Below are 17507 nucleotides of genomic sequence, written 5' to 3'. Positions count from 1 at the left end.
CGGCCTCCGTCAGTCGCGCGCGAGCGCATCGATCGGATCGAGCCGCGACGCGTTGCGCGCGGGCATGAAACCGAATATCACGCCGGTGAGCGTCGAGCAGACGAACGCGGTCACGATCGCGCCGGCGGAGAACACCATCTTCCATTGCGCGACGAACATCGAGAACACCGCGCCGAGCCCGAACGACAGCGCGATGCCGATCGTGCCGCCGAGCAGGCAGACGAGCACGGCTTCGACGAGGAACTGCTGCAGGATGTCCGACTGGCGCGCGCCGACCGCCATCCGGATGCCGATCTCGCGCGTGCGCTCGGTGACCGACACCAGCATGATGTTCATCACGCCAATCCCGCCGACGACGAGCGAGATCACCGCGATCAGCGACAGCAGCAGCGTCAGCGATTGCCCGGTTTTCTCGACGGTCTTGACCACGCTGTCCATGTTGTACGTGAAGAAATCCTTGCGGCCGTGGCGCTGGATCATCAGTTTTTCGAGGCTTTTCTCGGCGGCGGCGCTCGGCTGTCCGTCGCGCACGCGCACGGTGATGCTGTCGAGATAGCGCTGGCCGAACAGGCGCCCGCTCGCGGTCGTGAACGGCACCCACAGGTTCAGGCTTTTCACGCTGCCGAACGCGCTTTTCTTGTCGGCCGTGACGCCGATCACGACGCACGGCACGTTGTCGACCAGGATCACTTCGCCGACCGGATTGCGCGTCGCGCCGAACAGCTTGCGGCGCGTGTTCTGGTCGATCACGGCCACCTGCGCCTGGCGGCGCACCGCGTCCTCGTCGAACGCGACGCCGAGCGCGAAACGCATCCCGCGCGCCTGGAAGAAGCGGTCGCCGACGCCGCTCACGAGCGCGTTGACGTCGATGTTGCGGTAGCGCAGCAGCAGCGTGCGCGAGGTTTCGGGCGTCGCGCTGTCGACGTACGGCTGCTCGGCGAGCGCGGCGACGTCGGCGGGCACGAGCGTCTGGATCGTGTCGGCGCGGCTGTCGCCCCAGTCGGTGCCCGGATAGACGTTGATCGTGTTCGTGCCGATGCTGCCGATCTCGTCGAGCATGTAGCGCTTCGCGCCTTCGCCGATCGCGACGATCGACACGACCGACGTGATGCCGATGATGATGCCGAGCATCGTCAGCAGCGTGCGCAGCCGGTGCGACACGAGCGCGATCCACGCCATCCGGCACGCTTCGGCGAAGCGGCCGGTGCCCGCGGCGAAGCGGCGCGTGCGCGTAGCGGGTTCGGCGGCCGGCGGATCGTCGGGGTGCGCGTGTGCGGAAGGCTCGCCGGCCGCGTCTTCGGCGGTGCCGACGCCGGCTTCCGCGAGCGCTTGCGCATAGTGGCGATTCGGCCGGTCGGCGACGATCTCGCCGTCGCTGATCTCGATGATGCGCCGGGCGTGGCGTGCGACGTCCTTGTCGTGCGTGACGATGACGATCGTGTGGCCGAGCGCGTTCAGCTCGTGCAGGATGCGGATCACGTCCTGGCCGCTTTTGGTATCGAGCGCGCCGGTCGGTTCGTCGGCGAGGATCACCTGGCCGCCGTTCATCAGCGCGCGCGCAATGCTCACGCGCTGCTGCTGGCCGCCCGACAGTTGCCCCGGCCGGTGATGCGCACGATCCGCGAGCCCGAGGCGCGCGAGCAATGCCTGCGCGCGCGCGTGGCGTTCCGCGCGCGTGGTGCCCGCGTAGATCGCGGGCATCTCGAGGTTCGCGACCGCGTCGACGTGCGGCAGCAGGTGATAACGCTGGAACACGAAGCCGAAGTGCTCGCGGCGCAGCTGCGCGAGCTCGTCGCTGTCGAGCATGTGCGTGTCGCGCCCGCCGACCGTGTAGGTACCTTCGCTCGGATGATCGAGGCAGCCGAGGATGTTCATCAGCGTCGATTTGCCGGAGCCCGACGCGCCGACGATCGCGACGATCTCGCCCGCGTCGATCGACAGGTTGACGTTGTTCAGGACGACGACGTCCTTGTCGCCGGCCGGAAAGCGCCGCGTGACGGCGGCAAGTTTCAGCAGGGGCTGGCTCATCGTCACACCACGTCCGCCAGCGGCGCGTGCTCGTCGGCGGCGGCTTCGCCGATCACGACGCGTTCGTTTTCCTTCAGGCCGGCCAGCACCTCGACGCGCACGTTGTTGTTGATCCCGATGCGGATAGTGCGCGTTTCCGTGCTGCCGTCGGCGCGCAGCACGCGCACCGCATAGGCGCCGTCCTTGCGTTTTTCGCCGAGCGCGGCGGCCGGGATGCTGAGTGCGTTGCGCGCGTTGCCGAGCACGATGTTGACCTGCGCGGTCATCGAGATGCGCAGCCGGTGCTCGGGGTTCGGCACTTCGAACAGCGCGTTGTAGAACACCGCGGCGTTCGGCTTCGTGCCGCCGCCTGCGCCGCCGCCGAGCGCGCTTTGCGCTTCGGCGTAGTTCTGCGGTGCGGGCTCGATCGCGCGCAGCTTGCCGTAGTGGCGCGCGTCCGGTTCGCCGAGGATCGTGAAATACGCGGTCTGCCCGGCGCGTACGCGGATCACGTCGGCCTCGGAGACCTGCGCTTTCACGGTCATCGTGTCGAGATCCGCGAGCTTCAGGATCACCGGCGCCTGCTGTTGCGCGATCACGGTCTGGCCTTCCTGCGTGACGATCGCGACGACTTCGCCGTCGATCGGCGCGACGATGCGCGTATAGCCGAGGTTGGCCTGTGCGGTCTCGATCTGGATGCGTGCGGAGCGGATCTGCGCGGCGAGCGACGCGAGGGTCGCGCGCTGCACGTCGAGCGTCGCGCGCGCGGCCTCGAACGATTCGCGTGACGTCGCATCGTCGGGCAGCATCGCCTGCTGGCGGCGGAACGCGAGTTCCGCCTGCGTCAGTTGCGCGGCGGTCGATTGCTGCTGCGCGCGCAGGCTTTCTTCGCTGGCGCGCGCCTGGCGCAGCGCGTTCTCGGAGATCACCGGATCGATCTCGGCGAGCCACTGGCCCTTCGTGACCTTGTCGCCGAGTTTCACCTTCAGCGACTTCAACTGCCCGGACACCTGCGCGCCGACGTCGACCTGCCGGAACGCCTGCAGCGCGCCGGTCGCGAGCACCGCATTCTCGAGATCGCCGCGCGTGACGGGCGCGCTCAGGTATTGCGGATGCTTGTCGGGCGCGCAGGCCTTCAGCACGACGCCGGCGGCGATCGCGACGACGGCAAGGGAAGCCAGCACGATGCGCCGGCGGCGACGGGGTTTCTGATTCATGAGAACGCAACGAGGATGAAGCGGCACCGGCGATGCGTGCGGCCGGTCGGGACGATCCGGTCGGCGTCGCATGCCGGGCGTGTCGCCCGCGACGGAATCCGCGTACGCATCGCGCGGGCGTGCCGATTCGAATCAGCCGCTCATGGTAAGCGAGGAATCCTCGTCAAATCGTGTGGAAATTGTGCTGAATTGTGCGAAAGCCGCGCCGGAGCAGGGCCGGGCGGCGTCATTGTTGCGATCCGCGAAGCGCGGTGTGCGAAGGCGCGCGGGTGATGCGATCCTGCGTCAACGTTGCGCGGCGACGATCGCCATCATCGGCCGGTCGCGTTCTTCGTCGAGTGCGGGTATCGCCGCGACCTGTTCCGGCGTCGGCCCCCATTCGTTCAGGTGCGTGAGCGTGAAGCCGCTGCCGATCAGCAGGTTCACGAGCGTGCCGAGCGTGCGATGCTGCTTGACGACGCCCGGCGCGAGCCAGTCGGTCACACGCTCGCCTTCGCGCTGGTAGCCGTCGAGCGGCCAGGACCGGTTGCCTTGCGCGTCGACGACGAAACCGGGCCGGCGCGGCGCCGTGTAGACCGGATGCTCGATCGAGAATACGAGCCGGCCGCCGGGCACGAGCGCGCGATGGATCGTGTGCAGCAACGTGTCGAGGTGCGCGATGTAGTGGAACGCGAGCGAGCTGTACGCGAGATCGAATGCGGCGTCCGGCAGCGCGAGCGTTTCGAGGTCGGCGCGGCGGTACGTGATCGCCGGATGCGACGCGATGGATGCCGCGCGTTCGAGCATGCGCTCGGAGACGTCGACGCCGAGCACGCTCGCGGCGCCCTGGTCGGCCGCCCAGCGGCTGAACCAGCCGTAGCCGCAGCCGAGATCGAGTACGCGGCGGCCGTGCAGGTCCGGCAGCAGCGCACGCAGCGCGGGCCATTCGGGCGCGCCGTCGAGGCCGTGGACCGAGCGGTTCAGACGGCTGTAGCCTTCGAAGAAAGCCGGATCGTCGTAGATGTTCTGCGTCATGCGTAGGGCCTCGTGCAAGCGGGGCGCGCGAGGCCGCGCACCCGACATCGCGAGCTTACGCGCGGTGCCCGCCCGCGTCGATCCTGCGCTGCGTATCGGCATCGACGATGGCGCGAATCGCGCTGAACAGCGGCGCGGCATCGGTATAGCGCCGGCCGTAGTCGAGATTGAACGCGTAGTCGAAATCGGGCGGATTGCTGCCCTGGTTGTGCTGCAGGATCGTTTCCAGCTTGTCGAGCGCCTTCGCCGCGCGCGCTTCCGGCGACGCGGCCGCTTCGTATTCATCCCACAGCGCGACGATTTCGTCGCGCAGCGCGCGATCGAGCGACGCGGTCAGCGTCAGCAGGTCGTCGCGTTCGTGCGCGCTTTTGTCGGGGTGCGCGGCCTGCTCGATTGCGGGGATGTCGCCGTGCAGCGCCTCGCCGAGATCGTGGACGACGCACAGCTTCAGCAGCTTCAGCGTGTCGACGCCGGGCAACGCGTCGGCGAATACGAGCGCCATCAGGCACAGCCGCCAGCTGTGTTCGGCGGTGCTTTCCGCGCGTCCGGCCGACGTGTGGCCGCTGCGCAGCACGTCCTTCAGGCGTTCGGCTTCGCGCAGGAAATCGAGCCGCGCGTGGATCGTGTCGGGGTTCATGGTCGGCGTCCTTGCGATGAGCCGTCAAGCGTAAGCCGGCCGCACGCGGTTCGTCCACGCATGAAATATGCGCGGCCGGCTAGAGCGTTTCGACGAGCCGCGCGGCCGAGCCATCCGACAGCGTCATCCGCGTCCACCGGCACGTGCTGCCGCGGATCGGCACGATGCGCGACGCGTTTGCGCCGGTGTCGAATTCGACGCTCGGCGGCCCCGCGCGGTCGTGCCAGCCGAGCGTGTCGAGCGCGGTTTCCATGCGGACGATTTCCGGCGTCGCGTAGCGCCACAGCGACGTGCCGAGCAGCATCGGCAGGGGCTGCGAGAACTCGGCCGCGCGCGCCGGCGAGCTGGCGAGCAGGCGGTGCGTGAGGTCGCACACGAGATGCATGCGGCCTGCGCTGCCTTCGATCAGCCGCGCGAGCGCGTGGTCGCCCGCGGAATCGAGGCGCGCGGCGAGCAGCCGCTCGGCCGTCGCGCGTTCGTCCGGCGACATCTGCTGGATGCCGGCTTCCCAGCGCGAGATCGTCGATTGCGCGACGCCGAACAGTTCGGCCGCATGGCTTTGCTTGATGCGGTGCAGCGCGCGCCAGCGCTTGAGTTGCGGGCCGAGCGGCGGGGCGTGAAGCGGCGAGGCGGGCATGGCGGTGCTCCGGTTGCGGTCGTCGTGTGCGCTCGCGTGTCGCGGGCTGCTGTCTTCGGCGCTACGGAGGCGACGCGCGCGCCGTTACATGATCCGGAGGCCGCCGTTTGCCTCGATCGCGATGGCCGCGAACGGCACGAGCACGATGCCGCCCAGCACGAGCACGCCGTCGGCGGCAACCGTGATCGGCGTGGCCAGAATCCGCAGCCCCATGCCGACCACGGACGGCGACTCCCTGATGTACACCGAGTACGGCTGGTTGAAGGGTTGCGTGGTCCCTTTGTCTTTCTCGGCGAAACCTTCCGTCGAATAGCGTTTGCCGTCGATGTCGCCTTCGAGCACGAGGCCGGCTGGCTCGACGGTGAATCCGTCGGCGCTGGCGGCCTGTCGATCGTTGTCCGACGCGTTCTTCAGCACGATCCGGTAGTGCCCGGTGATGCTGCCGCCGCTCGCGTGAAAGCCGGCAAACGTCGTATGCAGCGATTTCCGATAGCCGGACAGCAGTACCGGCCGCAATTGGGCCGGCAAATCGAAGATGTAATGGTAGCGCGTGCCGAGGACGACCAGTTTCTTGCCGTCCTGGGTAATCATGAATCCGGACACTTTTTCGCTGTACGCGTCATCCTTGTACAGCTTCGGCGTGAAGCAGCCAGACAGTGCGACGCTGGTCGCGGCCAGGCTGGCGGCGAGCAGGCGCCGGCGCGTGATCGATACGTTCATTTTTTGTTGTCCCGTCTTGTGCGGATTAGTGGCTTTCGCCCTCGGAGCCCGGATTCTGGCGCATTCCCCGCGAATTGTCGAACGGGAAATCTGCCCTGGCAGCGTTATCGGCGCGCACCACCATCCGGCGGCGCGCCGGCATGTGCGCGCTGGCCGAAAACGTTTCATTCAGGCTTTCAACCCGCTCCGCCATATCTTATTATTCGGCCGAAGCGGCACGCGCCGGCCGCCATCGGTCATGCCGAAAGCAAGCCGCGCCGGCAACAATTGCCGTTTTTCGGTCGGCGCGTCGCACGACGTGCGGTCGAAATGACAGGAAGCGCGTGGCCAGCGCGTTTCAATAAAAACGACACGAGGGCGCGATGGTAAGACTGATCTTGCTGCTGCTGGGCATCGAATATCTGCGTACCCGCTGGCGCGGGCTGACTGTGCTCGGCTGGCTGTGGGTCGTCGCCGGTGTCGTGATCTTCGTCGACGCGCTCGACGGCGCACTGCATTTTCCGATCGAGCTGTTCGCGTGGTTGTTCCTGATCGAAGGGCTCGCGACGCTCGCGGTGGCCGGCAGCGGCGTCGGCGGGCAGCGCATCCTGCGCTACGTGAAGGGGATCGTGGTCGTGGTGGCCGCAGGGCTCGTGTTCGCCGGGCATCACCACGGCCATTTCCTGCTGTCGATGATCTTCGGCACGCTGTTCCTCGTCGACGGGCTGCTGCAGTGCACGTCCGCATGGATGGTGCGCTACCGCCGCTGGAACGTCGCGTTCGCGTGGGGCGTCGTCGAGATCCTGCTGGCGATCTTCTTCTTCCAGCCGTACCCGACGCACTACGTGGGCACCGTGCCGTACTGCCTCGGCCTGCTGCTGGTGTTCGGCGGAATGCACATGCTGAGCCTCGCCGCACGCGTGCGGTGGCTCACGCGCAATCCCGCGTTCGCGACGTCGCCCGCGCCGTCGATTGCGCCCGACCTCGACGATGCGCGCGGGCGGCCGCCGTTCGCGCAATCCGAATGGGACGGCCCGCCGGCCGACGGCGAACACGCGCTCACCGTGCACGTGTGGACGCCGACCGGCACGTCGAAGGCCGAAGCGCAGCGCTATCCGGTGATCGACCGCTACATCGCGGCGGTGGACGTCAACGGCGTGATCTCGACCGGACATGCGGCGCTCGAGTCGCCGGAGGGCATCTACATCAGCCTGTATCCGGGCGTCGAAATCGATCGTTCTCCGGACGAATTCACCCGCATCCTGCGCGCGACGCGCGAGAACGACGTGCCGGGCCTGTTCCAGCCCGACTATGCGACCGAGTCGAATGCATGGTGCCCGTCGACGGTGCGCGTGCGCATCCGCAACTACGATCCTGCGAAGCTGGACGCATTCTGGACGTCGTACCGGCAGAACGTGACGTACAACCTCACGCACCGGAACTGCTCGAGCACCGTGTCGAACGCGCTCGAAGCCGCACTCGACGGCGCGGTGTGGCGCCTGAAGGGCGCGCGCGCCGGATGGGGCGCGTTCGTGCGCTTGCTGGTCACGCCCGAGCTGTGGGTCGCCGCGCAGATCCGCAAGCGCGCGGTGACGATGGCATGGACGCCCGGTCTCACGCTCGACTATGCGCGTGCGCTCAGCATGCTCGCCGATCCGCGGCCGTTCGCGTGGTGGAAGGTCGCGCGTTCGGCGGTGAAGGCGATCATGGCGTCGCGCCGCGCGTGGCGCGAGCAGGACAGTGCGGCGCTGTCGTCCGGCGGATCGGAAGCCGCATCGATGAAGTGATCGCGCGGCGCCGGACGAGGGCCCGGTGCCGCAAGGGCCGCATCATGCGGCCTGGCGATGTTGCCCGCGACAAGAACCCACGGACGAACAACAATGAACAAGACGAGCGTGTTCCGTATCCTGATCCCCGCTTCGCTGGCGCTGGCAAGCGCAGGCCTCGCGCATGCGGCCGAGGACGAAGTGCCGCACATGAGCAACGACGTGTACCGCACCTCGGTGTCGTTCTGCTCGAACGTCGCGGCCGCCGAGAAGATCGAATGCCAGGGCGACATGATCGCCGCGGGCAGCCGGATCGTCGCGGCGATCGGCGGATTGCCGCCGGCGGCCGCCACGTCGATCGACGAAGGCGCGCGCAGCAAGCTGCCGGCGGACGAGCGCAAGGGGCTCGCGCCCGTCGTGCCGGGCGCGATCGACAAGGACGACGACCTGGCCGGTCTGGCCGGCATGGTGCGTCTGTGCGATGTCTACGAATCGGAGCCGGCGTCGCGCGCGCGGCATCATGCGGCGCTGAAGCAGCAGGCGCCGGCCGCCGCGCCGCGCGTCGAGGCGTTGCTGGCCGATTCGACGCCGGCAGCGCGTCAGCGCGTCAGTATCGGCGTGTGGCAGATCCTCGCTCTCGAAGGCCCCGAATCGGTCGCGCGCGCGTGCACGCAGCTGGGCGCCGGATCGTGACCGACGGCGTGCCGTGCGGGTGGCGGCACGCGTCGACCCCGTGCGACATCGGGTAGCAAGTGGAACCGCCGGCCGTGCCGGTGGTTCGCTCGCGTATCGCGTATCGCGTGGCGATGCGATGCAGAGCCCGCCGGACATCATTCGTCCACCTTCATATTCGTGCCATGTTGTGTCGGCAACAATCGCGGGCAGACATTCGACAATCTTGCGGCGCATCCCGCGACCGCAAGCCTTTTCCGAGGAAACGCCATGCTCAAGACGCTCGCCCGCGCCGCTGCCGTACTCGCCGTCGCATCCGCCTCGCTGCACGCCTGCGCGCAGACCAGCTACGACTACCTGTTGCTCGCCGCCTCGTGGGAGCCCGGCTTCTGCGCGTCGCACGACACGCCCGAATGTACGAACCTCGCCGGCTCGTATGCGGCGACGAGCCTGTCGCTGCACGGCCTGTGGCCGAACCGGTACGACGGCAACCAGCCGTTCTACTGCGGCGTGCCGCAGAACGACGTCGATCTCGACAACGCGCACCAGTGGTGCAGCATGGATGCGTACCCGATCAGCAGCACGACCCGCAACACGCTGTCGACGTACATGCCGGGCGTCGCGTCGTGCCTCGACAAGCACGAGTGGTTCAAGCACGGCACCTGCTCGAACTCGGCGTCGCCCGATGCGTACTGGAACCAGGCGGCGGGCATGATCAGCCGGCTCGGCAACACGTCGTTCAACGCGTACCTGCAGGCGAACGCGGGCAAGACGGTCACGCGCAACCAGCTGCTGTCCGCGTTCGAAGGCGCGTTCGGCAGCAATACGCGCAGCGCGGTGTCGCTGAAGTGCACGAAGACCAACGGCGTCAGCTATTTCACCGAAGCGTGGATTTCGGTGAAGACGAATGCGACCACGCAGTTCCCGAGCGCCGCGTCGCTCGTGACGGACGGCAATACGCAGGGCACGTGCCCGACGTCGGGCGTGTATATCGCGAAGTAACGTGGCGGATGGCCGGCGTGCTTGAACCGGCTTCGGCGTGCGCGGGATCGCGCACGTCGTCGCCAGTCGTCGCCAGTCGTCGCAATTCACGGCTTCGGCGGGATGCCTGACCACAGCAGCCGGGCCAGCTCCGGCGATTCGAGCTGATGCTCGTCGGCGTCGATCGTATCGGGCAGCGCATGCCACGGCACCGCCGGATTCCTGTGATGCTGCAGATGCAGGTTGATGTGATACGGCCATACGAACACACGACCGATCCAACCGGTACGCCATGAATACGTCCAGTCGGCCCAGCCGGGCGTCGCATGCGGGCCACCGCTGTGCTCGGCGATGCTGCGGATCTTCTGCAGCAGCACCGACAGCGTGAGCAGCGGCACGAACCACAGCGCGGCAACCAGCAGGATCGTCCGCGCGGAACAGGCCCAGACGAGCAGCACGACGAGCGCCGCCCATACCGCGGCCGCTGCCTGAAACGGCCGGCCGAGCCGCGTTTTCTGCCCGCCCGCACGCTGGAACGCAGCCATGTTGCGCACCATGTTGAGCACGAACAGGTCGCCGAGGAATTGCCGCGCGAGCGGCCATGCATCGAGCGGCCGGAATTGCCACGGCTGGCCGTGATAGAGGAACCGGCGCTCGGGGTCCTGCGCGGTGCCGAGGTGGCGATGATGCGCGAGATGCAGCGGCCGGTAGAACTCGACGGGCACGAGCCCCGGCACGCCGATCGCCAGGTTGATCAGGAAGTCGTTGATAGCGCGGCGGCGCGTGAGGTGATAGTGGGCCGCATCGTGATACAGGATGAACAGCGCGTGCTGGCGCGTCGCGACGACGAGCACGGCGAGCGCATACAGGTACCACGCGCCGAGCGCGACGGCCACCCGGATCGCGACGACGATGCACGCCCATTCGAGCAGCGCCGCGGCAACCGTGCGCAGGTCGGCTTTCACGCGCAGCAACGCGAGCGTCACCGCGCCCGCTGCGATGCCCACCGCGCCGCCCCAGACGACATCCGCCGCGCGATGCTGCCCGGTGGTCAGCACGGTCACCATCAGCAACGCGCTCCACGCGACGAACAACACGGCCGGCCGCCGCCGCAGTGCCAGCAGCACGATCGCGATGGCGACCGGCAGCGCGACGTGCCCGCTCGGTGACGCGGCCAACGGCGTATCGATCCGCTGCAGCCATGCGATCCAGCCGGCATCGGTCGGCGGCCACGCCACGCTGGTCGGATGCAGCAGATGACATGCAAGGCAAAGTCCCGCCGCAAGCGCACCGGCGAAGAACGCCGGCAGCAACCATGCGCGGCCGCGCCCGAGCCCGACCAGCACGGGCATCATGAAGAGGTAGCTCAGGTAGAGCGGCACGGTGCCGGGCAGCACCGGAATCGCGCGATCGAGCGCGCTTGCCGGAATCGCCGTGACCGGCCCGAGCGGCATGTGCGTGACGAAGCGGTAGAGCGCGCCCGTCACGACGAGATAGGCGACGAGCAGCAGCCATGGCCGGGCGATCGGCGTGTCGTTCGCATCCTGGCGGGAAAGGGCGTGGGACATGGCTGGGGCGGGCAAATGACGGGCTATCATAGCAAGCTGTTCAGTCTTGCAGGAGTATCCGATGGAGTTGCGCGCCACCGCCGTCGACCGTGCGGCCCTGGGCCCGGACGACATCGACCGGATGTTCTCGTTGTATGCGGCATCGTATTGCGATACGGGCCGTGCGCAGTTCGACCGCGACCTCGGCGACAAGACGCACTGCATCGTGCTGCGCGACGACGGCGGCGCGATCCAGGGCTTCTCGACGCTCAAGCAGTACGAGATGCGCTGGCGCGACGCACCGATCCGCGTGATCTTTTCCGGCGATACGATCATCGATCCCGCTCACTGGGGCACGCAGCATCTCGCGTTCGCGTGGATCCGCCACGCGGGCGACGTGTGGCGGCAGGCGCCCGCCGTGCCGCTGTACTGGTTCCTGATCTGCAAGGGGCATCGCACGTATCGCTATCTGCGTGCGTTCGCGCGCGACTACGCGCCGCGCGCCGACAACCTCACCGCACCGGCGACGCAGGACCTGATGGATCACCTGGCCGCGAGCCGCTACGGGCACGCATACGATCCCGCTACCGGCCTCCTGTCGTTCGACACGCCGCAGGGCCGGCTGACGCCGACGCTCGCGGAGGTGCCGGTCGCGCACCGGCGGCTCGCCGACGTCGACTACTTCCTCGCGCGCAACCCCGGTTATGCGCATGGCGACGAGCTCGTTTGTCTCTGCGAACTGTCGGCGTCGAACCTGCGGCCGCTCGCGCGGCGGCTGTTCGACGGCGCATGAGCCGCACGCATGCGGATTCGTCTCGCGCAACCGGCCGACAACGCGCGCATCCTCGATTTCCAGGCCCGCCACGCGATGCAGGGCAGCCTGCCGCTGCGCTTCGACCGCGCGCCCGACTACTTCGCGCTGCATCGGTGCCACGCGCCCGGTCATGAAGTCTGGCTCGCGGAAGGCGAGCACGCGTCGCTGAAGGGGCTTGCAAGCCTCGTCGTGCGCGACGGTTATCTCGGCGAACGCGCACGGCCGGTCGCCTATCTCGGCGATCTGCGCCTGATGCCCGACCGGCGCCTGTCGCGCGAGTGGACCGATTCCGTGCGCGAGCGCTTCGCGACGCTGCGCGCCGAAGCGGGCGTGCATCACGCGTATTGCTGCATGATCCGCGACAACCGGCTCGCGGTGCAGTCGCTTGCGCGGTCGCGGCGCGAGAACCGGCTGCGCTTCGCGCACTGGCAGGGTTATGAAAACGTGTCGATCTACGCGCAGCGTGGGCTGTCGTCCGTGCCGCGCATGGCGCCCGGCGTCCGGATCGTCGACGCGCAGCCGCATCACGCGGACGCGCTGCGAGCGTTTCTCGATGCCGAATCGCGCCGCCAGCCGTTCGGCGGCGTGTTCACCGCGGACGAATTCGCGCGCCGGCTCGATACGTGGCCGGCATTCGGCATCGGCGCGTTCCTGCTGGCGCTCGATGCGCGCGGCAACGTGCTCGGCTGCGTCGCGCCGTGGGATGCCGGCGACATCAAGCGGATCGTGCTCGAACGGCTGCCGTTGCCGCTGCAGGCGATCCGTGTCGCGTTCAACGCGATCGCGCCGGCGCTGCGCCGCCCGCGCATCGCGGCGCCCGGCGCACCGCTGCGCGATGTCTATCTGACTCACTTGCAGGTGCGCGACCGCGATCCCGCCGTGTTTGCCGCACTGCTCGATGCGGCGTGGCTGCGCGTGCGCGACCGTTATGCACTGATGCAACTGTGCCTGTACGACGGCGATCTGCTGTGGCCGGCGCTCTCGCGCTATCGCGCGGCGCGCACGCCGATGGATCTCTACACGCTGTCGACCGGCGAGCCGGCTGAACCGATCGACGGGCTGCTGGCCGGCCGCGTGCCGGGCTTCGAGATCTACCTCGTCTGACCGCGCGTGACGTGCAGCAGGTCGGCGAGCGCGAGCCAGAAACGGCCGGCGTCGAAGCCGAGCCCGCCGAGCACGGGCTGGCCATGATCGAGCCGCGGCAGGCAGACTTGCGGGAGGCCGGCCATCACCTGGTGTTCGAGATAGAACTGCCCGTCGTGCGCGCAGCCGGGGCGATGGCCGTTCAGCCGCCCGTGATGCGAATCGAAGCGCGTCGACGCTTCGACGGACCAGCTCACGCCATGTACGAGATGCAGGTTGCGCGGCAGCGCTGCGAGCATCGCGCCGACCCGCGGATCGCGCCGGCTGCTGATGTCGCGTGTGCCGGCATTCGCCCACCGCGTGCGCAGCAGGCGCTGAGCGACGCGGTCGGGCCACGGCGCGGCGGCATGCGGCGGCACGCCGTGACGGAAGATCGTATCGACGATCGCGGACGGGCCGCACGGCGGCTGCACGAGCGCGATACCCGCGCAACGCGACGCCAGCACCGGGTCGCCGACGAGCGCGGCAAGCGTATCGATGCCGCCCTTGCTGTGTGCGAGCGCAACGAATTCGCCGGCCGGCAGGTGTGCGCGCAGGTACGCGCCGATATGCGCGCCCTGATCGAACACGCCGCGCGCGGAACGCACGGGCACCGTCAGCACGCGATAGCCGGCCGCGCCGAGCGTCTGCCGCGCGCCGCGATTGCAGCCGGGCAGCCATTCCGAATACAGCCCGGCGACGAGCACGATCGTCGTCGTCAGCGGCAGGCGCGCGGTGCGCTGGGTCCAGCCGTCGATGAACGCGTTGGTCCAGTCGAGTGTCGTTTCGGCGCGTGTGAACGGCGTCGCCGGATAGTGGCGTTGCCAGTCGTCGAAGCCTTCGGGCGTCCACGGCGCGCGCGTCATGCGTGCGACTCCGGCTCGTGTTCGGATGTTGCTTGATAGGGTTCGAGCGCGGCACGCGCCGCGCGCAGCGCCGCGTCGCTGTCGATGCGATCGGGATGAAAGCGCGGCGAGAACCAGAACAGCCACAGCGGCATCACATGCGTGAAGATGCCCGGTGCGACGAACAGCCAGCGCAGCAACCGCAGCCACCCGCGCACGTTCCGCGTCTGCCCGTCGATCGCGACGAGCCGATGCACGAAATAGATCAGGTCGACCACGAAGTAGACCGAGATGCCGAGCATCGCCGCGCAGCGCACGACATAGCGCCGCGCCGCGTTCGGCATGGCCGCCGTGAACACGTCGAACGCAACGGTCTTGTGCTCGGTTTCCTCGACCGCGTGCCAGCGCCAGACGGCCGCCATCGTCGGATCGGCGCCGTCGAGGATCGCCGGGTCGCTCAGCAGGCGGTGCGCGAGGATCGTCGTGTAGTGTTCGAGGCAGGCCGTCAGCGCGAGCCGCGTGACGGGCGACACCTGGCGCGCGGCGTTGCGCTGACGCTTTTCGAGCAGCGCTTCGAGCGTATCGACCGGCACGCGCTGCGACGCGAGGCGCGCGTTGTAGAGCCGGTGCACGCGGATATGCGACGCTTCCTGCCGCACGAACGCGTCGACGTCGGCCGCGAGCGACGCATCGCCGCCGACGCGGTCGCGAAACGGCCGCACGCTTTCGATGAAGAAGCGCTCGCCGAGCGGAAACATCACGGAAAACGCGTCGAAGAAGCGCGTGACATGGCACGCGCCGCGATACCAGAAGCGCGGAATGCGCTCGTCGATCGCGAAGCGCACGTCGCGCTGCGGCATGCGCGACGCGGTGCTGGCGGCGGGGGCGCGGCGAAACGGCCGCATGCTAGTTCAGCCCCGTCAGGAGCGGGGCGCAGGCCGTTACCGGCGGCTGACGCATCTGTTGTATCCTCCCGTGCAAACAACCGCCATTCCGAGTCATTCCGAGCCATGAACCGACCGAGCGCGCAGGCCGCCGCAGCGCAGACCCGACGTTACGATCGTGCGAACCTGCTGGCGCTCGCGCTGCAGAGCATCGTGTGGGCCGGCACGCTCACGTGGCTTTCGCATACCGATGCCGGTGCACTCAAGTGGCTCGTGCTCGTGCCGTTCTGCCTCGTGATGCAGGGCGTGTTCTCGATGATGCACGAGACCTTCCACGGGTTCGGGCATCGCCGGCCGATCGCGAATTATATGATGATGTGGTGGGCTTCCACGATGTTCGGCGCGGCCGCGACGCTCATCCACGTGAACCATCTCGGCCATCATGTGCGCAACCGCACGCGCGCCGAACGCGCGGATTTCGCGACGGCGGACGAATCGTTGCTGCGCAAGCGTATCGAATACTACGCGGCGATCCTCGGCGGCATCTGGCTCGGCAGTTTCGTCGGCAGCTTCGTGCTCGCGCTGGTGCCCGGCCGCACGATGCAGCGGCTCGCCGCGCGCGGCGACGACAACACCTATGCGGCCGCCTTCAAGGAATTCACGACGGCCGATTTCAGCCGCATCCGCTACGAAACGCTGGCCGGCGTCGGCGCATGGCTGCTGGCTGCGTGGTGGCTCGACTGGTCGGCGTCGGTGGTGCTGGCCGCGTATATCGCATTCGCGTTTTCGTGGTCGTCGCTGCAATGGGTGTACCACATGCGTACGCCGCTCGACGTCGTCGAAGGCACGTACAACATGCGCGCACCGACGCCCGTGCGCTGGCTGCTGCTGAACTTCAACTACAACCTGACGCACCATCGCCGCCCCGCGCTGCGCTGGCAGGACATGCACGCGGCGTCGGACCTGCGCGAGACGCGGCCGCTGTGGTACGGCTGGCTCACGATCTTCGCGCCGCCGCGCCGGCTGCCCGACGATCTCGCGCAGCTCGACAAGACCTATTTCTGATGGACGCTTCCGCCCGCAGCCCGGCCGACGCGTGGCGCACGTTCGCGCGCGTCGCGCAGCCGGACGTCGATCGCTGGCTGGCCGGCCTCGAAGCGCCGGGCGACGCACAGGCGCAGCGATTGATGGCGCTGCTCGCCGCGAATCGCGACACGGCGTTCGGGCGTCGGTTCGGTTTCGACCGGATCGACAGCCCCGTGCAGTTTCGCGAGCGCGTGCCCGTGCATGCCGCCGCCGATTTCCTGCCGTGGCTCGATCGCGTGTCGCACGATCGTGAACCCGTGCTGACCGCCGAACGCCCGGTGTTTCTCGAACGGACGAGCGGCAGCACCGCGCGCCAGAAGCTGATTCCGTACACGCCCGCGTTCCTGCGTGAACTGCAGGCCGCGATGATCGTGTGGCTCGCCGACATGGTTCGCGCCTGTCCGGCGCTCGGCGAAGGGCGCGCGTACTGGTCGATGTCGCCGCCGCTGCAGGCGCCGGGCGTTGCGCCGAACGGCATTCCGGTCGGCTCGGCGAGCGATCTCGATTACCTCGGCGACAGCAGCGCGGCCGCGCTGGCGTCGACGCTGCTCGTGCCGCCGCTGACCGGCGACGCGTCGACGTGGCGGCGCGAAACGCTGCGCGCGCTCGTCGCCGACGAAGCGCTCGCATTCATCAGTGTGTGGAGCCCGACGTTCCTGACGAGCGTGCTGCGCCCGCTGTTCGATCGCGACGATGCCGACGGCGCCCGTGATCTCGCATGGGTCGATGCGTCGTTGCCGGCCGACCGTCGCGCGGCGCTGCGTCGTGCGATCGACGAAGGCGATTGTCGCGCGCTGTGGCCGCGTCTCGCCGCGGTGAGCTGCTGGCTGGACGGCCCGAGCGCGCATTACGCCCGCGCGTTGCGCGCGCGGTTTCCGCACGTGCAATGGTTGCCGAAGGGATTGTTTGCGACCGAAGGCGTGGCGAGCATTCCGTTCGGCGCGGGCGACGGCTGCCCGCTCGCGATCGGCAGCCACTACCTCGAATTCGTGCGCGACGACGGCAGCGTGTGCGATGCCGAAGGGCTGCGCCCCGGTGACGACGCACAGGTGTTGTTGACCACGGGCGGCGGGCTGTATCGCTATGCGCTCGGCGATCGCATTCGCGTGGTCGGCATGGCAGCACGCACGCCGCGCATTGCGTTCGTCGGGCGTGCGGCGGCGAGCGTCGATCTCGTCGGCGAGAAGCTCGACGAGCAGATCGCGGCCGGCGCACTGAACCACGCGCGCGGCCAGTACGGTGAGGTCGGCGCATGCCTCGTACCGTGCATGGCGCGGGAAGGTTTGCCTTGCTACGTGCTGTGTGTTGCCGGCGAAATTGACGGCGATGCAGCGGACGCACTGTGCGCGGCTGTCGAAGCGGCGCTCGCGCAGGCGTTCCATTACGCGCATGCGCGGCGCATCGGCCAGCTCGGCCCGTTGCGCGTGCGATGGCTGGCCCGCTCGCCGGGGCGGCTCGGCGACCTGCTGCAGCATGCGGCCGAGCGGGCCGGCATTCGCGCCGGCGACGTGAAGCCATGCGCGCTCGTGACGCGGCTGCCGATGGCCGACGCGCTGCTCGCGATGACGGATGAATGACG

Annotated in this window: 17 protein-coding genes; 8 read left to right on the top strand and 9 right to left on the bottom strand. The window is 68.6% G+C overall.

All coding sequences use genetic code 11. From position 1 onward, the window contains the following. Positions 1-9: 9 nt before the first annotated feature. The 6 genes from BBJ41_RS24585 to BBJ41_RS24560 all read right to left on the bottom strand — a co-directional run bounded on the left by BBJ41_RS24585 (position 10) and on the right by BBJ41_RS24560 (position 6232). Positions 10-2028, bottom strand: a complete 2019-nt coding sequence (locus tag BBJ41_RS24585) for a MacB family efflux pump subunit (protein ID WP_069748862.1) — start codon at positions 2026-2028, stop codon at positions 10-12. 2 nt (positions 2029-2030) lie between these two features. After that, positions 2031-3224 carry an efflux RND transporter periplasmic adaptor subunit gene (locus BBJ41_RS24580; RefSeq protein WP_069748861.1) on the bottom strand — a complete coding sequence of 398 codons (1194 nt, stop codon included), beginning with the start codon at positions 3222-3224 and terminating at the stop codon, positions 2031-2033. 285 nt (positions 3225-3509) lie between these two features. Beyond that, positions 3510-4238: a class I SAM-dependent methyltransferase gene (locus BBJ41_RS24575; protein ID WP_069748860.1), complete on the bottom strand. Its 729-nt coding sequence runs from the start codon at positions 4236-4238 to the stop codon at positions 3510-3512. 55 nt (positions 4239-4293) lie between these two features. Further along, complete coding sequence (locus BBJ41_RS24570; protein WP_069748859.1) at positions 4294-4875, bottom strand: HD domain-containing protein; 582 nt, start codon at positions 4873-4875, stop codon at positions 4294-4296. Positions 4876-4954: 79 nt separating this feature from the next. Next, positions 4955-5512, bottom strand: a complete 558-nt coding sequence (locus BBJ41_RS24565) for a helix-turn-helix domain-containing protein (RefSeq protein WP_069748858.1) — start codon at positions 5510-5512, stop codon at positions 4955-4957. Positions 5513-5596: 84 nt separating this feature from the next. Continuing rightward, entirely contained in the window at positions 5597-6232 is a 636-nt protein-coding gene (locus BBJ41_RS24560) for a hypothetical protein (protein ID WP_069748857.1), read from the bottom strand. Here BBJ41_RS24560 and BBJ41_RS40590 point away from each other — a divergent pair. From BBJ41_RS40590 to BBJ41_RS24545, 4 genes are all read left to right on the top strand, one after another. After that, positions 6216-6545, top strand: a complete 330-nt coding sequence (locus tag BBJ41_RS40590; protein ID WP_156814856.1) for a hypothetical protein — start codon at positions 6216-6218, stop codon at positions 6543-6545. The two genes, BBJ41_RS24560 and BBJ41_RS40590, sit on opposite strands and share 17 nt — an antisense overlap. 49 nt (positions 6546-6594) lie before the next feature. Next, positions 6595-7998, top strand: coding sequence for an HdeD family acid-resistance protein (locus BBJ41_RS24555; RefSeq protein WP_069748856.1), 1404 nt, complete (start codon positions 6595-6597; stop codon positions 7996-7998). A 93-nt stretch (positions 7999-8091) separates the two neighbouring features. After that, complete coding sequence (locus BBJ41_RS24550; RefSeq protein ID WP_069748855.1) at positions 8092-8670, top strand: hypothetical protein; 579 nt, start codon at positions 8092-8094, stop codon at positions 8668-8670. A 249-nt stretch (positions 8671-8919) separates the two neighbouring features. Then, positions 8920-9651 (top strand): ribonuclease T2, encoded by a 732-nt coding sequence (locus BBJ41_RS24545; RefSeq protein ID WP_069748854.1) that lies wholly within the window; start codon positions 8920-8922, stop codon positions 9649-9651. An 86-nt stretch (positions 9652-9737) separates the two neighbouring features. On the opposite strand, the gene BBJ41_RS24540 is transcribed toward BBJ41_RS24545, so the two are convergent. Beyond that, positions 9738-11198: a fatty acid desaturase gene (locus BBJ41_RS24540; protein ID WP_069748853.1), complete on the bottom strand. Its 1461-nt coding sequence runs from the start codon at positions 11196-11198 to the stop codon at positions 9738-9740. 61 nt (positions 11199-11259) lie between these two features. Between BBJ41_RS24540 and BBJ41_RS24535 the strand changes: the two genes are divergently transcribed. Together BBJ41_RS24535 and BBJ41_RS24530 are read left to right on the top strand one after the other, a co-directional pair. Beyond that, entirely contained in the window at positions 11260-11970 is a 711-nt protein-coding gene (locus tag BBJ41_RS24535; protein ID WP_069748852.1) for a hypothetical protein, read from the top strand. A gap of 9 nt (positions 11971-11979) precedes the next feature. Beyond that, positions 11980-13095, top strand: coding sequence for a hypothetical protein (locus BBJ41_RS24530; protein WP_069748851.1), 1116 nt, complete (start codon positions 11980-11982; stop codon positions 13093-13095). On the opposite strand, the gene BBJ41_RS24525 is transcribed toward BBJ41_RS24530, so the two are convergent. Then, positions 13083-13979, bottom strand: coding sequence for a lipase family protein (locus tag BBJ41_RS24525; RefSeq protein ID WP_069748850.1), 897 nt, complete (start codon positions 13977-13979; stop codon positions 13083-13085). The two genes, BBJ41_RS24530 and BBJ41_RS24525, sit on opposite strands and share 13 nt — an antisense overlap. Next, positions 13976-14818 carry a metal-dependent hydrolase gene (locus BBJ41_RS24520; protein WP_236872143.1) on the bottom strand — a complete coding sequence of 281 codons (843 nt, stop codon included), beginning with the start codon at positions 14816-14818 and terminating at the stop codon, positions 13976-13978. The genes BBJ41_RS24525 and BBJ41_RS24520 overlap by 4 nt, the downstream gene beginning before the upstream one ends. A gap of 150 nt (positions 14819-14968) precedes the next feature. Here BBJ41_RS24520 and BBJ41_RS24515 point away from each other — a divergent pair, with 150 nt between their 5' ends. Both BBJ41_RS24515 and BBJ41_RS24510 read left to right on the top strand, forming a co-directional pair. Next, the gene (locus tag BBJ41_RS24515) at positions 14969-15907 is read left to right on the top strand and encodes a fatty acid desaturase (protein ID WP_069748848.1); all 939 of its coding nucleotides are present in this window, start codon (positions 14969-14971) and stop codon (positions 15905-15907) included. Next, the gene (locus BBJ41_RS24510; protein WP_069748847.1) at positions 15907-17505 is read left to right on the top strand and encodes a GH3 family acyl-acid amido synthetase; all 1599 of its coding nucleotides are present in this window, start codon (positions 15907-15909) and stop codon (positions 17503-17505) included. The genes BBJ41_RS24515 and BBJ41_RS24510 overlap by 1 nt, the downstream gene beginning before the upstream one ends. Positions 17506-17507 lie beyond the last annotated feature (2 nt).

The sequence above is a fragment of the Burkholderia stabilis genome (assembly GCF_001742165.1).
In the GTDB taxonomy this organism is placed as follows: Bacteria; Pseudomonadota; Gammaproteobacteria; order Burkholderiales; family Burkholderiaceae; genus Burkholderia; species Burkholderia stabilis.
This window is presented reverse-complemented; position numbering and strand designations above follow the sequence as displayed.

Coding starts and splice junctions, on each gene's coding strand:
- BBJ41_RS24585 (WP_069748862.1), bottom strand. CDS start 2,028: ATGAGCCAGCCCCTGCTGAAACTTGCCGCCGTCACGCGGCGCTTTCCG.
- BBJ41_RS24580 (WP_069748861.1), bottom strand. CDS start 3,224: ATGAATCAGAAACCCCGTCGCCGCCGGCGCATCGTGCTGGCTTCCCTT.
- BBJ41_RS24575 (WP_069748860.1), bottom strand. CDS start 4,238: ATGACGCAGAACATCTACGACGATCCGGCTTTCTTCGAAGGCTACAGC.
- BBJ41_RS24570 (WP_069748859.1), bottom strand. CDS start 4,875: ATGAACCCCGACACGATCCACGCGCGGCTCGATTTCCTGCGCGAAGCC.
- BBJ41_RS24565 (WP_069748858.1), bottom strand. CDS start 5,512: ATGCCCGCCTCGCCGCTTCACGCCCCGCCGCTCGGCCCGCAACTCAAG.
- BBJ41_RS24560 (WP_069748857.1), bottom strand. CDS start 6,232: ATGAACGTATCGATCACGCGCCGGCGCCTGCTCGCCGCCAGCCTGGCC.
- BBJ41_RS24555 (WP_069748856.1), top strand. CDS start 6,595: ATGGTAAGACTGATCTTGCTGCTGCTGGGCATCGAATATCTGCGTACC.
- BBJ41_RS24550 (WP_069748855.1), top strand. CDS start 8,092: ATGAACAAGACGAGCGTGTTCCGTATCCTGATCCCCGCTTCGCTGGCG.
- BBJ41_RS24545 (WP_069748854.1), top strand. CDS start 8,920: ATGCTCAAGACGCTCGCCCGCGCCGCTGCCGTACTCGCCGTCGCATCC.
- BBJ41_RS24540 (WP_069748853.1), bottom strand. CDS start 11,198: ATGTCCCACGCCCTTTCCCGCCAGGATGCGAACGACACGCCGATCGCC.
- BBJ41_RS24535 (WP_069748852.1), top strand. CDS start 11,260: ATGGAGTTGCGCGCCACCGCCGTCGACCGTGCGGCCCTGGGCCCGGAC.
- BBJ41_RS24530 (WP_069748851.1), top strand. CDS start 11,980: ATGCGGATTCGTCTCGCGCAACCGGCCGACAACGCGCGCATCCTCGAT.
- BBJ41_RS24525 (WP_069748850.1), bottom strand. CDS start 13,979: ATGACGCGCGCGCCGTGGACGCCCGAAGGCTTCGACGACTGGCAACGC.
- BBJ41_RS24520 (WP_236872143.1), bottom strand. CDS start 14,818: ATGCCGCAGCGCGACGTGCGCTTCGCGATCGACGAGCGCATTCCGCGC.
- BBJ41_RS24515 (WP_069748848.1), top strand. CDS start 14,969: ATGAACCGACCGAGCGCGCAGGCCGCCGCAGCGCAGACCCGACGTTAC.
- BBJ41_RS24510 (WP_069748847.1), top strand. CDS start 15,907: ATGGACGCTTCCGCCCGCAGCCCGGCCGACGCGTGGCGCACGTTCGCG.